This window comes from Vibrio sinus (assembly GCF_023634645.1).
Lineage (GTDB): Bacteria > Pseudomonadota > Gammaproteobacteria > Enterobacterales > Vibrionaceae > Vibrio > Vibrio sinus.
In genome coordinates this window covers 1-17,035 of sequence record NZ_JAMKMR010000030.1, presented here as the reverse complement: position 1 = coordinate 17,035, position 17,035 = coordinate 1, and the positions used below count along the sequence as shown (strand labels likewise).

Genomic DNA, 17,035 nt, shown 5'->3' with positions numbered 1-17,035 from the left:
TCAACCTCCACACAATTCGCCTACTGCCATCGCCTCAGGCATAGACAGAAGCTTGTCAATGATGTGTTGTAAATGACGTTCAAGATCGAGTTCAACTCGAACAAGTGGCGTCTCAAGGCGCGCTTGTTTCACGGTCAAACTCGCATCTGCAATAAGGTTCAAACCGTCGCCCTTTGCCACCTTTTGACTGAGCTTAGGTAACACCTCTGGGTGCACCATGAGATCCACACTACCTTTCTTCAATTGCTCTTCCACAGGCTTACTCAGCCGTCTAAGCAAAATTTCACTCACGTCTTCAAGCGCCGCATACTCCCTCACTGCTTGAGCAATCAAGGCTCGTATCTTCTCTCCCATCTGCAACGCAATCACTTTTTCTAACGATACTTCATCAGCAATCCAGTCAATGCTCTGCGAAATTGCCACGTCTTTTGCTTGTTGCACAACGAAAGCCGCCGTTTGCTCAGCCTCAGCAATGGCCTGTCTATGCATGTCTTCAATCTCTAGCTGCGCCCTATCTAAATCACGTTGCGCCTGTAGTTGAATTTGCTCAGCCTGGTGTTTGGCGTTCTCTACAATGTCGTGAGCTTGCTCCGCTTGTTCTATGACTTCTCGAGGAATGACACCTTGCTCATAGCTATAAACGTTAAGGTGATAAATCGGGATGCTAAATGGGTTCATAGCCACCTCTGCAAACGTATAAACCATTGCTTAAGAGAGGCTTGTGCATCTTTATTTAAAGGAGCCGCTACATAGCGAGCTGGAAACAAAATTGCTAATACGTTCCAAAATGCGGACTCTTGATACATTCCGGTCCAGCCCAAGAATAAAGCGAGTTGAGGCAGTTCTTTTTCTCGCACAGGCTCGGCGTTTACCTTAATTTTTTCGTCAATAAAGTGCGCATCAGGGTAAATGCCCTGCAGCTGAATGAGCTCATCGTATTGGAAGTAAGTCAGCAAAGACTCACGAAAACGACGCAGTAACAAGTAGTCTTGCCGAGCTAAGCGAATAAGCCCCAACGCGATGAGTAATTTTTGTAACCGATTGATATCACGGCAAAGTTCGAGTTGCCAATCCTCTTCAGGTAACGCTATCACTGAAGCCGGAAAGCCTCTTCGTTTCTGAACCAGCGCATCAATGGCCTTTTGACACTGGGGTAAATGCGGGTATATGTCTTTCCATTTAGAAAGATGAAGCTCATCCCACCACGACACACACATCGATTTACCAGGACAGTAGGCAAGTTGGTAGTAATTGGATACCGCTTTATCTATCTTCATATCGCTGAGACCTACGACTACACAAGAGCATGAAAATACCGGCTAATGAAACCAAAGCACCGCCAATACCAATATAGAGGTTGATGTAGTCTGACGTTAATCCAGATTGCTTAGCAACGGATGAAGGACGGGCCATAGTTGAGCTATAGCGATACGTTGCTGGCGTCATCATAATGCTAATATTGGTATCACTAATGCCGGGAATACTATCTCGTATTAAGCTTTTGATTTGACTTCGGTAAACACTAATGTTTACCTCTGGAGAATACTTAATGAGTACCGCAGCAGACGGAGCCGTTTTTTGCCTGCCAGTATCGTCGGTTTTGTCCAAAGCGATGGAGACTTTACTATCGATCACTCCATCCATATCAGAGAGCATCTGCTCAAGCTGCTGCTCCTTAAGGTAGTTCATTTTTGCTTTTTCTTGCTCTGGCGATGTCACTAATTGCCCAGAGGGAAAGAGATCATTGATATCAACCCGCTTTCTTTTAGGGAAGCCATTTTGCCTTAGGATCTCTACGGCGTTAATAAAGTGCGCTTTATCCACTTCTAGGGTCACTTGACCATTTTTATCAACTTTTTTGGTCGCTTGAATATGATTTAGCATCAACAGAGCCAACATACGATTCGCTTCTTCTTCAGGCAAGTTGTTATAAAGATTTTCTTTACAACCCAAGAGTAGAAGTACAACCAACAAAAGTGACCATTTAAACTTAAAGCGTACCGGCTTCATTGCATACTCGTAAGCTTATTCACCGACTGAGCCGCTGAGCCAGCAGTTTTGGCGACTAAATCAACTTCAATAATGGATTGAACAAGACCAATTTGCGTCGCGAGCATTTTTTCAGGAGTCAGTTGCTGCACCGATTCTAGCTTGGCACTTTGCAACGATGATTCAAGCCTTACGCTTTTTTCCTGTATTGCAGACAACATTGTTTCTGTCGCAGATGGCTTGGGCGTTGGGTTCATTAGATCTTTAAAAACCGTAACTTGGTTTGAAGTTGGCTCCATAGGTTCTTGTAGCAACTTTTCATGTGGTAACGCCATCTGTCTTATTATTTGTGTCTCCACTTCACCTACCCTCTCGTTGCGCTAATAAGTTAATCAATTTAATGGCTGGCTCATTTGAATCAAATCCGGTTAAATCCATATCCTGGGTGTTAGTAATGATGGCCTCAATGGCTCGGGCCTCTGGTAAATCGGAGCGGCGTATCGCCGATAAAGCCATGGTATTTTTGCTCATCCCAAAACAAATAATCGCTTGGCAAACTTGGCTTAATTGTTCATCAATACCTAACTTAGGCATGGCTTCATACAGCACCTCAGCTTCATGCATAAAGTTGTTATTCACCGCAGTAAAAGCAACTTCAACCAACAGTCTTGATAGTTCTTTACTCGGCTCAGTCATATTTTCTGGATAATTCCACTTAGCATATCTTTTATTGCTTTGATAATTGCACTTTCATAGTTCACGAATGTCGAATATTGTTGAAGACTAAACTGAGCTTGCAACAACTGATCTGGATTTTGTAAATCACTTGATGTCATCTTGTTTTCTATTTGCTGAGATGCCTGTTGTGAAAGTGCAGACAATTGTTCTGTAATTTTTTCTAGATCCACGTTGCCTCCTTCATAACAATTTCATTGCAGCGATACACATGATATTTGTGAATAACAATATATGAATTTTGGAAAACATTTCCTCACATATTGGTATATTGCTAAATACCAATCATTTATACCGTCACAAAAATTTCCATATATGATTGAATTTTAACAATTTAACTTTCCAAAAATGAAAATCAACAATAATTGTCTTATGAGGTTAAAGTTAGCACAGAAGCACTTATATCACTGATGAGCGCATCGAATGTGTCATGGAGGTAAATATAAAAAATAGTTAACGTATAAAACAAAATAAATAGACTTGTTCACTCTCATGAGACAAAAACTTCATTATTTTGTGTAGTAATTAAGTGGTAAAGTCCGGCGAATAGCAAGTCTATTATTCTTAGCCTTTATTTATAAAGGAAAAGTGGAATAGGTATTTTTATTTTTCACTAAACTTATTTCTATTTAGGACTAATACATTTTCATTGCACTCTTGTATACACAGGTGGAACTAATTTGTGAATCATCCTTCTATTTGGCAAAAGCTTCAAAGCTGTGAACGCATCATTGTTGAATCCTGCTCTGGAAGACAGGCGGTTTTGGATATTCAAGGAAGCTTATCGAAAGCTTTGGATTGCCACCACGGCATTTGTATAGGAATTAACATTATCTGGTCCAAACAGGCGAATATGGATGTAAATAGAACCAATTTACTCCTAACCTCAAGTGATGAAACCCTAGACTTCGCTCTGCTTCCACACGCAGATAATTGGTTTCTATGGCAAAGGTACAGTAAAGAGCCGACTTCTAGCGAATTTAATCGCAAACTCACTTTACATTGCGCTCTGGTCAAATATGTCTCATCTGGTTTCAACAACAAGTCTCTGGAAAATAACGATAACTTGTTAGAAGTCATGAGCTTCGCGTGAATGAGGCAAGAAAATGAAGTGGATTGCATTACTTTTATTCTGTTTTGTTTGCTCAGCAGTAAGCGCGTCTGACCACATACCTTGGCATGGAAAAGAGTTTTTCATGATTACCAAAGGTATGAAGCTATCCTCATTACTAAAAGCATTTGGCACCAACTATGATGTCCCTGTTACCGTCGATCCGGCAATCGACGACAGCTTTATGGGCAAAATAGAGGGTACGACCCCGCAAAAAACGTTGGAGCGTTTATCTCGCAGTTTTAACCTAGCCTACTACTACGATGGCGCATCGCTTCATTTCTATAAATCAAGACAAATAGAGCACAAAATCATTAGTCCTAAATATGTGCAAGCCACTAAAATCGCCCAATATTTACACAAAGTGGGTATAGCATCATCTAAATTCTGTTCGTTTAAAAAAATACCGCGAGTGAACGCACTGGAGATATCTGGCGTGCCTGTTTGTGTATCAAGGACCTCTCAGCTTGCACAGAGTCTTGACCAAAAAATTTTAGAGCAAGCCCAAAACAAAGAAGCAATCCGCGTCTTTCCGCTTAAATTCGCGTCCGCATCGGATAATGTTTATAGTTATCGCGGCCAAAAAGTCACTGTACCGGGTGTCGTTTCAGTTTTAAAAAGCATGGCTCAAGGCCAAGCCATCCCTATTAGTAGCGACGGCAAGCAGACTAACGCTTCAAATAGCACATTACCTGTGTTTTCTTCCGACCCTAGACAGAATGCTATTGTGGTTCGTGGCCGTCAGGCGAACATGCCGCTCTACCATGAGCTGATTGAGCAACTGGATAAAAAGCAAACTCAAATACAAGTCTCGGTGGAGATCATCGATGTCGATGCTGGAGGGCTAAACAGTCTAGGGATTGACTGGTCCGCCTCTGCCAAAATTGGTGGTGGGCGAGTTAACTTCAATACAGATACAGGCGCTGGAGATGGGACATTTTCGACTGTCGTTAATGATACGGGTAATTTCTTACTCAAGCTTAATGCACTCGAAAAACACTCTAAAGCCAAAGTATTATCCAGACCTTCGATAGTGACATTAAATAACGCCCAAGCCATTTTAGATAGAAATATTACTTTTTATACCAAAGTCTCAGGTGAAAAAGTGGCAAACCTTGAATCGGTTACAACTGGCTCGCTGTTAAGAGTCACCCCGAGGTTAGTGGACGATAGTGGTAGCCAAAAAATATTGCTGACACTGAATATCCAGGATGGACGTCAGATACCGCAAAAGACCAGTAACCTACCACAGGTACAAAATTCACAAATCGCCACTCAAGCCACGCTGAAACCAGGTCAGAGTCTGCTGCTAGGCGGATTTGTCCAAGATGAAGACACGGAAGTGGACAGCAAAATACCTCTGTTAGGTGATATACCCATATTGGGTTATCTATTCCGAAACAAAGACCATAGCAAAAATAGCGTGATCCGCCTGTTTCTCATTAAAGCCTCCCCCATTTCACTAGGTTGAGGTGTTCAGTGTTATCAAAGTGGAAGCTTCTTATTTTGAGCGGCAGTTTAAAAGGCCGTGAACTGAAATTGCCAATGGGAGAGTTTTCCATTGGCTCAAACAATGCAGATCTTGCGGTTTTTCTCGAGGACAACCTTCAACCAACGCTGGTTGTTAGTGAAGCAGAGGTAACGGTCCAAGAGGACGCCATACCATTATGGTTTCAAGGAGAGAAGCAAGCTTTCCCATATGTCCTACCGAGCTCTAAGGTGATTGATTTAGCGGGCTTTAGCTTTTTATTGGGCAAAGACGACGAAGACCTAACATTAAAAGAAATACCTGAACGATTATCAGAAACAGTCGCCACCAAGCCCTACCGTTGGCCTGTGGTTGTGTTGTTGATTTTCAGCTTGATATTGGCGTGTGCGCTCGCTTACTTCAACGGGTTTGGTGCCAGAAAGCCAAGCGGTACATCTATTAGCCCAAAGAAATGGCTACAGAACGAAGTCGCCTCTCATCCAACCTATAAAGCCTTACACACCACTTGGTCACACGATGGCATTGTAACATTAAGTGGCTATTGTACCGACACATCTAGCTATCAAGAGCTACTAAATAAACTCAATAATATAGGTATCCATTTCAACAATAAGGCAATTTGCCAAGACACCATCATTGAAAATGTTGACTTTGCCTTACACAAAAATGGTTATTCAAATGTCTCGGTGAGCTCTGGCGATCAGCTTGGAAAAGTGATCATTTCCGGTGATTTAACCGCCGACAAGCAATGGGAAAAGGTCAGCGAAGAGATAGCGCAAATAAAAGGTTTGAAGTCATGGGAAGTCAAAAGCCACAAAGGTCGTAATTTACAGGGTTTAATCAAAGATCTTAAAAATAATCAACTACTAACCAGAATCAGTATTTCTCAACATGGTGATACGACAACACTAACTGGTCACCTTTCTGCCAAGCGAGAAGCGCAGCTTAAGCATATACTAAAAAAGTACACCGCACCTGCCTCGACCATGAGAGTGATTTACCAAAATATTCCCGTGAGTCAATCCATGTTAGATCTTCTTCCCGCTCCCATCATAAGCTTTGGTGGCAACGAAAGGCACCCTTATTTGATTTTGAATAACGGTTCACGAGTGGTGGAAGGCACTCGATTGCCCAACGGATATAAAGTGACCCATTTAGACAAAACAGGGGTTGTCCTTACCAAAAGCAATCAGCTACTGCATATCCCATTAATGCTATAGAGGCGCTCAATGACCACTATCACCCAACTTGAAGATAAATTAAAAAATGACTCAGATGGCAGCTTCAAACTAGAGCTAGAAATGCAGCTGGACAAACACATAGCGCGTTTAACAGCACGTTGCCAACAGGGGTGTGAACCGGATGTGTATAACAACTACCAAATACAACTAAGCGCGTGTTGGGCTGCGAAACGCGTGATTTTGAAACTGTGGATGCGTTACCACAAGGTAACCATCTGGGACTACGTCCGCCATTAGTATGGTTTAAATGCCCGAGCTTATGTTTATGAGCATCAATCACATCGGCCAATAAAATATACGATAACTTAGGAAATTAAAATATGTCTTCTTTACTCGATCATCCTTTTCAGCTCATCATATTTTTGTTTTCCCTGTCTGTCTTACCTTTATTTGCGGTAATGGCAACGTCGTTCCTAAAACTTTCCGTCGTTTTTTCTCTTCTACGTAACGCGCTGGGCATCCAACAAATACCACCAAATATGGCAATATATGGTTTGGCTCTTATCCTAACCATGTTTATCATGGCCCCAGTTGGGCTGAAGATAAAAGATAACCTCCAACACACTCCGATTAGCCTCACTTCGGACAAATTTTACCAACAGATTGACCAAGGCGCATTAGAGCCATACCGCGTGTTTCTAAAACGCCACACCGATCCTAAGCAGATTCATTTTTTTAGCGAAGTCGGACACCGACTTTGGCCCAAGCAATATCAAAAAAAGCTAGATGATGGCTCACTCCTAGTGATGATTCCTGCTTTTACCGTTAGCCAACTCATTGAAGCATTTAAGATTGGATTGTTGTTGTTTCTGCCATTTGTGGCCATCGATTTGATTGTATCGAATATTTTGCTGGCTATGGGAATGATGATGGTTTCTCCGATGACCATTTCGTTGCCATTTAAACTGCTTATTTTTGTCCTCATGGGAGGCTGGGAAAAGCTTCTCACTCAACTGATGCTGTCTTACTCATGAACCAAGCCATTATAGTTAATCTCACCTCGGAGCTGCTTTGGATCATACTTTGGCTTTCTTTACCCGCCGTTGTCGTAGCGTCGGTGGTTGGTGTACTGATTAGCTTGATTCAAGCGCTGACCCAAGTTCAGGATCAGACCATACAGTTTCTCATCAAGCTTATTGCTGTTAGCGTAACACTTGTCATCACTTATCACTGGATGGGAGGAACACTACTTAACTACGCCAACATGGCATTTGACCAAATCGGCTCCATGGGTGTGCAATGATTGACGTGATGCAGTGGCTAGCCACACTGGCAGTATGTACATTGCGGCCACTTGGCGTGATGATGCTATTACCGCTATTTTCAAGAAAATCGTTAGGCGGCGTGTTGGTGCGCAACGCGTTAGTCATTTTAATCGCGCTTCCCTTGCTCCCTATATACCAAAACCTGCCCATTCTTACCGAGCCGAAAATGTTACCATTTGCCGAGCTCATGTTGCGTGAAATATTCATTGGCTTGTGTATCGGATTTTCCGCCGCCATTCCATTTTGGGCAATCGATGTCGCGGGGTTCATCATCGACACCATGCGCGGCGCTTCCATGTCTACGGTATACAATCCATTATTGGGTACCCAAGCTTCGGTATTTGGTATCTTATTTAACCAGGTACTGACCGTATTATTCCTCGTCACCGGCGGGTTCAATAAGCTGCTTGACGGTATTTATATCTCATACACCCTATTACCGTTAGGAAACGATCTCGAACTGAGCAAAGATTTATTCAATTTTCTCAGTCACGAATGGCATCTCATGTTTGACTTAGCGATAAGCTTTGCCTTACCAGCCATGGTTATCATGCTTTTGGTCGACTTAGCGCTTGGACTCATTAACCGATCGGCGCAGCAGCTGAACGTCTTCTTTCTCTCTATGCCGATCAAATCGGCAATGGCAATACTGCTCATTCTGTTGAGTCTCAACTTCTCGTTTGGTCATTTTCTGCAACGTATAAACCTATTCGAGCACCACATTCAAGATTTAGTGTTTAAGATGAGCGTGCAATAAACATGGCTGAAAAAACCGAAAAGCCCACGCAAAAGAAAATTAAAGATGCTCGTAAAAAGGGAGAAGTGGCCAAAAGTAACGAGGTGACCACCGGAGTCCAACTTGCGGCAATATTACTATTTTTCTACTTTCAAGGTCATCACTTGATGGTAGGAATGCAAGCCATCATTACGGTAACTCTAGATTCATTAAACCTGCCCATCAAGCAAGCAGTTGGCAATATTCTGGGCACTTTTGTGGGATTCATGCTCCATTTTGGTGTTGGCCTAGCTTTGATGTTGATTTTTATCACCTTACTGACGCTCATTGCTCAAGTTGGCCCGTTATTTTCTCCAGAAGCCATTCATCCAAAAGGAGAAAAAATTAACCCCATAAGCAACTTCAAGAATATCTTCTCCATGAAGAGCTTATTTGAATTATTTAAGTCTTGTTTGAAGGTCGCACTACTCTCCATTATTTTTGCCTACATTTTAAATAAATACAGTAACTCATTGCAGTTTCTTCCTTTGTGTGGGCTCAGTTGCGGCCTGTCTATTACTGCAACGCTGTGCCTTTGGTTATGGGGATGTTTAATTGCATTTTACGTCGTCTTCGGCGCACTGGATTTTGCGTTCCAAAAGCACACACTAATGAAGCAATTAAAGATGTCGAAAGAAGACATTAAGCAAGAGCATAAGGATATGGAAGGTAACCCAGAGATAAAACAAAAACGCAAACAAACCCATAAAGAGATTCAAAGTGGCAGTCTTGCCGACAACGTAAAGAAATCTTCAGTATTAATACGTAACCCGACCCATTTAGCTGTCTGCCTATTCTACAAAGAAGGAGAAACTCCTCTACCTAAGGTACTCGAAAAAGGCCGAGGAGAAATGGCTCTACATATGGTTAAACTTGCAGAGAAACATGGCGTACCGGTTGTAGAAAATAGACCTCTGGCGCGCGCTCTAATGCATGGCGTTGAAACCAATCACTACATATCAGAGAATTTATTTGAACCTATCGCTGAAATACTAAGAATTATCAACAATTTAGACTATGAGACTAACTCTAATCCATAATGTACCCCATGCAACACAACCATGTAGATTCATAAAGTACGTTTACAGCGCAAATAATTAAATATTAAGGGGGTTTCTACTCATGGCTGTTGGCAATGGTATTTGATATTTCTATGTATGCTCTTAAGAGTGTTTAATTTATTTTAACTTGTTTGATTTTGAATTAAATTTCAAATAACAGGAGTGTTAAATATGAGTGCTATTAATTCATCCATGGGTAGTAGTATAGCTGCAGAATCTATCTTTACTGGCAAAGGAATTACGGATACTGCCAACTATAAGATGGCTAATGCAAATATAACAATGGATACTGAAAACTTTGCTTTGACTGGTAACGTCTGGGCTGACATGGGGCTCTTTATGGCTCACGCCACAAAAGAGCAAAAAGAAAAGCTAGAACTGCTAATGGAGTCAATGAAACAACAAAAAGTTCAGAAGGCTGCCATGCAAGCGGGCAAGCAAGCCATAGGTGGGGTTTTTGACATATTTAAGAGTGTTTTTTCAATGATCCCAGGGGTTGGAGGTATTATTGGCGGCGCTCTTGGTGTGCTCGGCGGGCTCGGCGGGCTCGGCGGAAAATCGGGAGGAAATAGTGAAGACGCCGGCTATGATCCAATCGATATGCAAAAATTACAATTCGCATTTAACCAACTTAACCAGTTTATGACATCCTTATCCGATGTGAATAAAAAGCATAATGATACGCTAGAAGCAATTGCACGTAACTTCAAATAACAATTAGCTCCGGCTAATAATATTGGCGGATTAACCGTGATGACTATGGGCATATTGTATAGCGTCTTTATAACAATGTTCATAGTCATCTTAACGGTACGTTTGTCTTCTATACCTATAGTCGAGGTTATAAATCAGTATAATCATCGAATTTAGGGATATCATTCGTTACGTCATTTCACTTATCGTTTTAACTTTACGCTCCAAATCATTAACTTTAGGCATTCAGGTGATTATCATATGAATTTAGAAAATAAAGATGAATATGAGAAAGTTTATTTACTGTTAGACTATGCAAAAGAGGTAGCCGTTTTTAATCAGCTAAAAGAGTGTGAAAGGGTTTTTAAAAAATCTCAGAAAATGAGAGAATTGATTATTTCTACACCAAATGGCCAAAATATATATCACTCCGAAATACAATCATTAGATAAAATAATCAAAGACTTAAGAGTCAATATGGAGAAGATGCTCAAGGTTTCCAAGAGCGTAGAAAACGCAAGCAATGAATTTTATGAGAAGTATCGTGAGAAAATGAACTCTCTCGAAGACTAAAAGGTGCACATAAACTTGCGAAGCTGTAGAAGTACAGCCTCACCTACATCCAACCTTCAGCAAGATACATTAATCGCAACTGGCTTGGTGAGCCCATTTTGGATAGTGAATCGAGTTGTTCATCTGTTAAATTTGGGCTCTTGTCTAGAAAAACTCGGCCATTGGGCGCTTCTAGAGGTAATTTATAGGTTAACTTCGCGTTGATCTGATCAGCGTGACCTTCATCTAAACAACGTACCGCTGGCATCAACCAATTCCAGTCTTCATTAAGTAGCTTTCTAAGCGCCCCTACTGCGATTGTTTCTGTTGTGCTGGGGGTACCTTCCTTGCTCGATAATGCATGAGTATTAGGGACCAAATGTTCACTAGGTTGCGAGCCTAAAGATTTCTTTACTGCCAATCGAGCCTTTTCCATTTTTTTCACCTGATCGGGCGCATCAGATTTGGTCAAGTTGGTATCCTCTTTTGGACCAAGGTAAGCCATCAGAGCTCGTACAGTTGCAGCGTCTTGCATACTGAAAGTAAACTTCCCCTTCGCATTGGATATTTCAAGCCTCGGCAATACACCAGAGCTCACCTCTTGCGCTAAAGATTGGTTTCCTTCATTATCGAGATAATAATCCCCCACCTGCCTTGCTACAAAACCACCTCCGGTGATAGCGAGTGAAGCCGCTACCGTACCGATTTGTTTTTTGGCCAGTTGCATGACGCCTGCAACCGCAGACGGTGCAACACCGAATGTGCCCAGTCCACCCGTTGCCATACCTAACGTGGCCCCTACCCCAGCCTCTTCAGACAACTGTGCATGATCAGTTGCCAGCGTTTGCTGCATAGGCAGCGATAGTCGCCTATCACGCCCGGGCAGTTGTGAAATTTGTTCTAACTGATGATGATAGGCTTCTGCATCCCCGTTCACCGACGCTTTGTAAAGCTCCCGGCCAGTTGCCACCATTAGACCAACGCCAGGCAAAACCAAGTTAATGGCTGTGTTCAAAATCGGCTCGGCTAGGTTGTCTTTTGCCATCTCCAGAAGCTCGGTACCTAATCCATCCATCTTGCCAGGATATTGTGTTTCTAAACTTACATGCAGTCGAGGATCTTGGCTTATCGCGTCGAAAAGGTGTTTAAGCTCTTGATACTTATCTGCCCCGACTTTAATTTCGCCCAAGAGCGTCACAACCTCATGTATTTTACGCTCTGTCAATGGTTCTCCTCGGTAACCAGAGTGACCAACCAGTGAATACGCCAGCATGGCAGTGTCGTAGTTTTCTTCTTTAAGAAGGGCTTGTTTTAAATCTAAATGGGTTTTTATATTCTCCTGAAAGTACTTATCGTATTTCTCTTTAAGTACATGCTCACTAATCACGGAGTACTTATGACCTCGATGAAATACTGATGGCTCTTTGATTTTTCCACGTTTACTGATAACTCGAACATCATTTTCCGAAGCAATAGCGCGAAACTGATTTAGACTAGGAGTCTTGCTTTGACTGGTTTTCACTCGACTACCCCCAATACCTTTTTTCAAACGGAAGTGGCTCATCAGGTCTATATCCAGCTTCCACATGACACGAAATACCTTGTTCTAAAGTGGCGAATCGAGCTTGCCATTGCATGCTTTGTTCATGAAATTCATCGAACCATTGTGTGAGACTCGCTCCATCTAGCACAGCTAATGCCTTCTGGCCAAATAGAATGACTTGACGCCCATCAGGAGACACAGACAGGCTACCTCCTCCACACCCAAGACCATAGTAGTTTGCTCGTGCGATGACCTCTAAACCTCGGGTCCGTATGACTCCTTTACGGGGAAGCCCACCAACTCTAGCGGACAACCAAAGTTCATTTGTATTGGGAGCGATAAAATAGACGAGAATATGATCATCAACCAGCAGTTGGCAGCGCCCATTGACTTCAATGGGAAGCTGAGGAAGTGCATTTATAGCGCAAAATTCATCGAGTAAGCACTGTATTGATTTCATGGTTTTCCTTTTAGTTCAGTAAAGCCCTTATTTAGAGCTTCAAATTGGACTATAAAGACATTATTCAACCAGCTGATTCGATCATTAGTAAGGCGAGGTAAAAAACGACAGCCATTTTTAGGGACAGATAACTTTTTAAGTTCACAGCAGATCTATGAGGGTAACTAAACGATGAGCCATGGTTCTTCAAATTAAACCAAAGTGAGAGGACACGTCACCTAGGTAAAATGATAAGCAGCTTACCTAAACAATATAAGTAAGAGCGTGTCGACAACATAGGCATAAACACTTAAATAATAGTGCTACTCAGTAAAAGTAAGATCTCGACTCCTCTTTTTTCTCAACGTTGGGAATGTAACGATCAAACGAGAAAGAAAGTTTGTGGTCTCCAGAAGGCATTTCTTTGGAGGTGAACATTGCGAAAATCACTCATTTTCAATCAACTGATTAAATATGGTGGTTTACCACTATTTCAAGTTTCAGGTATATGCATATAATCTCCCTAACATAACGTTGCGGGCTAGATTAGCATAAGGCGATAACACTCTTTGAAGAGACTTTATTACAATTGTTTAACTGCTGAGCGAGGATTGCGAAGATCTGCCCATTCAAATATCTAAATAGTGTGTCTTCACACAACATTAGAAAAATGGTGCACCATGGTAGTTAAGTTCAGTAGAAAACTGTGACCCGTTGATGAATATCGACATAGGTATTTAAAGACATATAAACTGAACCCAGAACTAAGCACGAGTTCACGCTATCTTACCTCTGAACCTAGAACTAAGCGCGAGATCACGTTATCTTACTTCTGAACCCAAAACTAAGCGCGAGATCACGTTACGCTACTTCTGAACCCAAAACTAAACGCGAGTCCATGTTACCTTACTTCTGAACCCAAAACTTATCACGAGTTCACGTTGCCTAGCCTTTGAACCCAGAACTAAGCACGAGTTCAAGTTATCTTACTTCTGAACCCAAAACTTAACGCGAGTCCACGTTACCTTATTTCTGAACCCAGAACTAAGTTCGAGTTCACGATACCTCCCGATGAACCCAAAACTACGTGTGAGTTCTCAAGGTACCTTACTCTGAACGAATTTAAGTTATCTTTCTCTGAACCCAAAATATTTATCGAGTTCAACATGAACGCCTGATAGAGTTCGTTACGACGATGAATGCGTTAGATAAACATTTGTTGTTCTTATCTACTTGTCCCACACTAATCATTACACGTACCGGGCTCGTGACTTTGGCCAAACACACCAACTCAGATTATGATTTTACCCTTTATCGGGTTCATGACTTTGGCCAAACACACCAACTCAGATTATGATTTTGCCCCTTATCGGGTTCATGACTTTGGCCAAACACGCCAACTCAGATTATGATTTTGCCCCTTATCGGGTTCATGACTTTGGCCAAACACACCAACTCAGATTATGATTTTGCCCCTTATCGGGTTCATGACTTTGGCCAATCAATCTATAGAAAGTGCTTACATACACATGAACGAATGAGAAAAAACACAATAGCACCTATGTACTAGCACTTCGTAGACGGTAAGGCATTAAATACCAAAGCAATCCATAGAAATCATAAACACAACATCAGTGCATAACCCTGTGCATAATATGTTAATTTACTTTGATCATCCTTCCGAATAATGATGATCATGCTTCCTAATTAATCGGGTTATGGATCTTGAGTTCATCGGGTTATGGATCTTGGATTTATCGGGTTCAAGATCTTAGCTCTATCGGGGTATGACTTTGTAGAGTCACAAAAATTATGTCATTCAAAAACAAAGGGTTAAACACTTACCCACAGAAAATCACTGTCTATTATAAGAAATATCAAGAGTATATATTGGATAATAAACAGAAAGATCAGTGATCTTATTACTTAAGTTGTGTCGCAAATCTAAAGTCCAACATCCAAAATCAAAAAATAATAGATTTTTTTCAAAGTTATATTAAAATCATAATAAATCTCCCAGCTGAACCCAAAAACATGCACGAGTCAAAATTGATCATCAAGAATAGAACAGCTGGAGGCGGCTCACTCATTCTTCTTCCTCAAGATATACCGGCCAACATAGATTTAACTCACTACAAATTGAGTAAATCAGCTAGGCAAACCGTCAACTCATTGCTAGCTAGTAGCGCACTTGCTGATGATCAAGGTTTAGTTTCTGTACAGGAATTCGCGGCTCAATCGGGAGAAATACTTCATACGGTAAGAAATAGACTTCGTACACTACGATCAAAGGGATTACTGCAATCAGTGCCATTTCAGTTTTCTGATGGCAGTTCACTACCTAGGATAACATGTGACGTATTACTTATTGAGAGCCATGAAGACTATCTTAGCAGAACAGTAGACCATACTGATGACTCTTCAAAAACACATAAGATTGCAACCACGATAAACAATAATCTCACGACTCAACGCGAAAAAAATCGAAACATGTTAGCAGAGAAAGGGTTCAATCTGCCTAAGTTCTCGAAAGGAAATACACCGGCAGTATTACGCCATCTAGGTAACAATCCCGTAGAGCAGTTAATAAACACATCAAATCGAAAAAAAGGCCGCTCTGCTATTACCAATAAAGTAGCAGACGCTGAACAAGCCAGGGAAATATTTGTAAAAGCTTCCACAGGGACAAAGAAAATCATTACACGTGTTCGCTCGTTTATGAACATTATGGATGGCGAAGATTTACAGGTGCTGTATGCAACCTACGCCCTAGTATACAATTATCATAGAAACGAACTGGAAAAACATAGAAAAAATGGCACCTCTCCGAAGAACCTTACACCAATTCATATCGATCAAATCATTGATATGATTGGACGATCTCGGGGTGGGCCAAATCGCATGCATGTTCGAGATTGTTTACAAGCTATAATAGATACAGAGTACGACTTACATGGGTTGGCAGAAGTGGAACTCGATGATATCACGCTACACGGATACGCTAGGCACTCGTTTAGAAACTTTTCATACCTGACTCCACTTACAGAAACTGAACCTGAAATTGATCCTGATACAGGAAGAGTCGTTTTTGGTCTCGATGCCACGATTTATTTAGTGTCTTTGCCAAATAACGTGTTTGATCTGATCATGAAAGAAGATCAACTTTTTGCATTCCCTGAAAAGTCTCTTGCGGTACCAGCGATCCTTTTCACTTTGTATCTAAGGTTCAGAGCATTATGCCATCATGGAGATTTAACTGAGACACTTAAGAACATGTACAGACAAATGTCTGGCGGAAAAACAGACTTAGGTAGTTTTAAGAAGGCATTGAAATCGGCGTTTCGCAGTTTAGATAAAAAGAAATTAAATGATCCCCACCTTCGCCATGAGTATGTAGACGAACTTAACGAAATTCACTTTAACCTATGGGGTTATCGTGGTCGTATCTCTTTTAAAGAGGAGTACTTAAAGGTGACATGTCACGTCGAGGAAATGCTCAAATGCTGTAAAGCAACGAGCGAAAATTCCCCAATCGTCAACAATATCATGAGCGAGTTGTATCAGGTAGAGCACTTAAATAAACGCATCAGCCGTCAAATGTCTTCTGTGGTGTCCAGGCGGTTCAAAAAGTTTTCTGTCATTTATGGCAAAAAACAAAACACTATTGAGCTGTGCAAATACGTATCGAAAGAAGAAAAAGAGTTTGTGGTTGATAGGCTTTGTTCAGAATACCAATTGAATTCAATGGCGGTAGAAGTGCAGATTGATTCAGATATAGACGCCATCCAAGGGCTTGTCATTAACAATTCAGAACTAAGTAAAGAACACTTCGACTTTTTACTCGAATCCATTGGTATCAATCCGAATACCTTAGAGGTATTGGATCTCATCCAGCGTATCAATCGTAGAACGTCTCTACATACCGAAATTCACCGAGTCGTTTTCGATAGAGCCGAAGCCTCGATGAAGTTAATTCGTACTCTCAAAGAGATTGAAGAAGATCTTCAATCAGCGCGTGGTATCAATCAGGAATATCTGCAAAAAGAACCAAGTGGTAACAGTCGTAGCTTAGATAATAATAGCTCAATCGAAGATGCTGATTACTCCATGGTAGTTAACAAAAGCGGTAATTAAAATAGCCA

Annotated in this window: 19 protein-coding genes; 11 read left to right on the top strand and 8 right to left on the bottom strand. The window is 41.4% G+C overall.

Annotated features, from left to right (window positions below):
- The 6 genes from M9194_RS20100 to sctF are packed head-to-tail and all read right to left on the bottom strand — an operon-like array spanning position 1 to position 2,897.
- Positions 1-678 (bottom strand): hypothetical protein, encoded by a 678-nt coding sequence (locus M9194_RS20100; protein WP_250614489.1) that lies wholly within the window; start codon positions 676-678, stop codon positions 1-3.
- Positions 675-1,277 (bottom strand): type III secretion system domain-containing protein, encoded by a 603-nt coding sequence (locus tag M9194_RS20095; RefSeq protein ID WP_250614488.1) that lies wholly within the window; start codon positions 1,275-1,277, stop codon positions 675-677. The genes M9194_RS20100 and M9194_RS20095 overlap by 4 nt, the downstream gene beginning before the upstream one ends.
- Entirely contained in the window at positions 1,264-2,010 is a 747-nt protein-coding gene (sctJ, locus tag M9194_RS20090; RefSeq protein WP_250614487.1) for a type III secretion system inner membrane ring lipoprotein SctJ, read from the bottom strand. Before sctJ ends, M9194_RS20095 begins: the two co-directional genes overlap by 14 nt.
- Positions 2,007-2,348: a type III secretion system inner rod subunit SctI gene (sctI, locus tag M9194_RS21780; RefSeq protein ID WP_250614486.1), complete on the bottom strand. Its 342-nt coding sequence runs from the start codon at positions 2,346-2,348 to the stop codon at positions 2,007-2,009. The genes sctJ and sctI overlap by 4 nt, the downstream gene beginning before the upstream one ends.
- A 1-nt stretch (position 2,349) precedes the next feature.
- The gene (locus M9194_RS20080; RefSeq protein ID WP_250614485.1) at positions 2,350-2,685 is read right to left on the bottom strand and encodes a DUF1039 domain-containing protein; all 336 of its coding nucleotides are present in this window, start codon (positions 2,683-2,685) and stop codon (positions 2,350-2,352) included.
- A complete protein-coding gene (gene sctF, locus M9194_RS20075) occupies positions 2,682-2,897 on the bottom strand; it encodes a type III secretion system needle filament subunit SctF (protein ID WP_250614484.1) in 216 nt (71 codons plus the stop codon). The genes M9194_RS20080 and sctF overlap by 4 nt, the downstream gene beginning before the upstream one ends.
- A 509-nt stretch (positions 2,898-3,406) precedes the next feature.
- Here sctF and M9194_RS20070 point away from each other — a divergent pair.
- The 10 genes from M9194_RS20070 to M9194_RS20025 all read left to right on the top strand — a co-directional run bounded on the left by M9194_RS20070 (position 3,407) and on the right by M9194_RS20025 (position 10,932).
- Positions 3,407-3,817, top strand: coding sequence for a hypothetical protein (locus M9194_RS20070; protein WP_250614483.1), 411 nt, complete (start codon positions 3,407-3,409; stop codon positions 3,815-3,817).
- Positions 3,818-3,830: 13 nt separating this feature from the next.
- Entirely contained in the window at positions 3,831-5,306 is a 1,476-nt protein-coding gene (locus M9194_RS20065; RefSeq protein ID WP_250614482.1) for an EscC/YscC/HrcC family type III secretion system outer membrane ring protein, read from the top strand.
- Between the two features lie 8 nt (positions 5,307-5,314).
- Complete coding sequence (gene sctD, locus M9194_RS20060; RefSeq protein ID WP_250614481.1) at positions 5,315-6,544, top strand: type III secretion system inner membrane ring subunit SctD; 1,230 nt, start codon at positions 5,315-5,317, stop codon at positions 6,542-6,544.
- A 9-nt stretch (positions 6,545-6,553) separates the two neighbouring features.
- The gene (locus M9194_RS20055; RefSeq protein ID WP_250614480.1) at positions 6,554-6,802 is read left to right on the top strand and encodes an EscE/YscE/SsaE family type III secretion system needle protein co-chaperone; all 249 of its coding nucleotides are present in this window, start codon (positions 6,554-6,556) and stop codon (positions 6,800-6,802) included.
- Between the two features lie 83 nt (positions 6,803-6,885).
- A complete protein-coding gene (sctR, locus tag M9194_RS20050) occupies positions 6,886-7,539 on the top strand; it encodes a type III secretion system export apparatus subunit SctR (RefSeq protein WP_250614479.1) in 654 nt (217 codons plus the stop codon).
- Positions 7,536-7,808: a type III secretion system export apparatus subunit SctS gene (gene sctS, locus M9194_RS20045; RefSeq protein WP_250614478.1), complete on the top strand. Its 273-nt coding sequence runs from the start codon at positions 7,536-7,538 to the stop codon at positions 7,806-7,808. The genes sctR and sctS overlap by 4 nt, the downstream gene beginning before the upstream one ends.
- On the top strand, positions 7,805-8,587 hold the full coding sequence (gene sctT / locus M9194_RS20040; protein ID WP_250614477.1) for a type III secretion system export apparatus subunit SctT: 783 nt from the start codon (positions 7,805-7,807) through the stop codon (positions 8,585-8,587). The genes sctS and sctT overlap by 4 nt, the downstream gene beginning before the upstream one ends.
- Before the next feature lie 2 nt (positions 8,588-8,589).
- Positions 8,590-9,645 carry an EscU/YscU/HrcU family type III secretion system export apparatus switch protein gene (locus tag M9194_RS20035; protein WP_250614476.1) on the top strand — a complete coding sequence of 352 codons (1,056 nt, stop codon included), beginning with the start codon at positions 8,590-8,592 and terminating at the stop codon, positions 9,643-9,645.
- A 192-nt stretch (positions 9,646-9,837) separates the two neighbouring features.
- A complete protein-coding gene (locus tag M9194_RS20030; RefSeq protein WP_250614475.1) occupies positions 9,838-10,380 on the top strand; it encodes a hypothetical protein in 543 nt (180 codons plus the stop codon).
- 240 nt (positions 10,381-10,620) lie between these two features.
- Positions 10,621-10,932 carry a hypothetical protein gene (locus tag M9194_RS20025; protein WP_250614474.1) on the top strand — a complete coding sequence of 104 codons (312 nt, stop codon included), beginning with the start codon at positions 10,621-10,623 and terminating at the stop codon, positions 10,930-10,932.
- Between the two features lie 43 nt (positions 10,933-10,975).
- Here the strand turns inward: M9194_RS20025 and M9194_RS20020 are convergent, their stop codons facing one another.
- Positions 10,976-12,475: a CesT family type III secretion system chaperone gene (locus M9194_RS20020; protein WP_250614503.1), complete on the bottom strand. Its 1,500-nt coding sequence runs from the start codon at positions 12,473-12,475 to the stop codon at positions 10,976-10,978.
- Positions 12,438-12,914: a CesT family type III secretion system chaperone gene (locus M9194_RS20015; RefSeq protein WP_250614473.1), complete on the bottom strand. Its 477-nt coding sequence runs from the start codon at positions 12,912-12,914 to the stop codon at positions 12,438-12,440. The genes M9194_RS20020 and M9194_RS20015 overlap by 38 nt, the downstream gene beginning before the upstream one ends.
- A gap of 2,028 nt (positions 12,915-14,942) precedes the next feature.
- Between M9194_RS20015 and M9194_RS20010 the strand changes: the two genes are divergently transcribed.
- Complete coding sequence (locus M9194_RS20010) at positions 14,943-17,027, top strand: DUF3346 domain-containing protein (protein WP_250614472.1); 2,085 nt, start codon at positions 14,943-14,945, stop codon at positions 17,025-17,027.
- Positions 17,028-17,035: the final 8 nt, after the last annotated feature.

Excerpts from the sequence above, each read along its gene's own strand:
- M9194_RS20100 (WP_250614489.1), bottom strand. The coding sequence starts at position 678 with ATGAACCCATTTAGCATCCCGATTTATCACCTTAACGTTTATAGCTAT.
- M9194_RS20095 (WP_250614488.1), bottom strand. The coding sequence starts at position 1,277 with ATGAAGATAGATAAAGCGGTATCCAATTACTACCAACTTGCCTACTGT.
- sctJ (WP_250614487.1), bottom strand. The coding sequence starts at position 2,010 with ATGAAGCCGGTACGCTTTAAGTTTAAATGGTCACTTTTGTTGGTTGTA.
- M9194_RS20080 (WP_250614485.1), bottom strand. The coding sequence starts at position 2,685 with ATGACTGAGCCGAGTAAAGAACTATCAAGACTGTTGGTTGAAGTTGCT.
- M9194_RS20065 (WP_250614482.1), top strand. The coding sequence starts at position 3,831 with ATGAAGTGGATTGCATTACTTTTATTCTGTTTTGTTTGCTCAGCAGTA.
- M9194_RS20055 (WP_250614480.1), top strand. The coding sequence starts at position 6,554 with ATGACCACTATCACCCAACTTGAAGATAAATTAAAAAATGACTCAGAT.
- sctR (WP_250614479.1), top strand. The coding sequence starts at position 6,886 with ATGTCTTCTTTACTCGATCATCCTTTTCAGCTCATCATATTTTTGTTT.
- sctS (WP_250614478.1), top strand. The coding sequence starts at position 7,536 with ATGAACCAAGCCATTATAGTTAATCTCACCTCGGAGCTGCTTTGGATC.
- sctT (WP_250614477.1), top strand. The coding sequence starts at position 7,805 with ATGATTGACGTGATGCAGTGGCTAGCCACACTGGCAGTATGTACATTG.
- M9194_RS20035 (WP_250614476.1), top strand. The coding sequence starts at position 8,590 with ATGGCTGAAAAAACCGAAAAGCCCACGCAAAAGAAAATTAAAGATGCT.
- M9194_RS20030 (WP_250614475.1), top strand. The coding sequence starts at position 9,838 with ATGAGTGCTATTAATTCATCCATGGGTAGTAGTATAGCTGCAGAATCT.
- M9194_RS20025 (WP_250614474.1), top strand. The coding sequence starts at position 10,621 with ATGAATTTAGAAAATAAAGATGAATATGAGAAAGTTTATTTACTGTTA.
- M9194_RS20020 (WP_250614503.1), bottom strand. The coding sequence starts at position 12,475 with ATGAGCCACTTCCGTTTGAAAAAAGGTATTGGGGGTAGTCGAGTGAAA.
- M9194_RS20015 (WP_250614473.1), bottom strand. The coding sequence starts at position 12,914 with ATGAAATCAATACAGTGCTTACTCGATGAATTTTGCGCTATAAATGCA.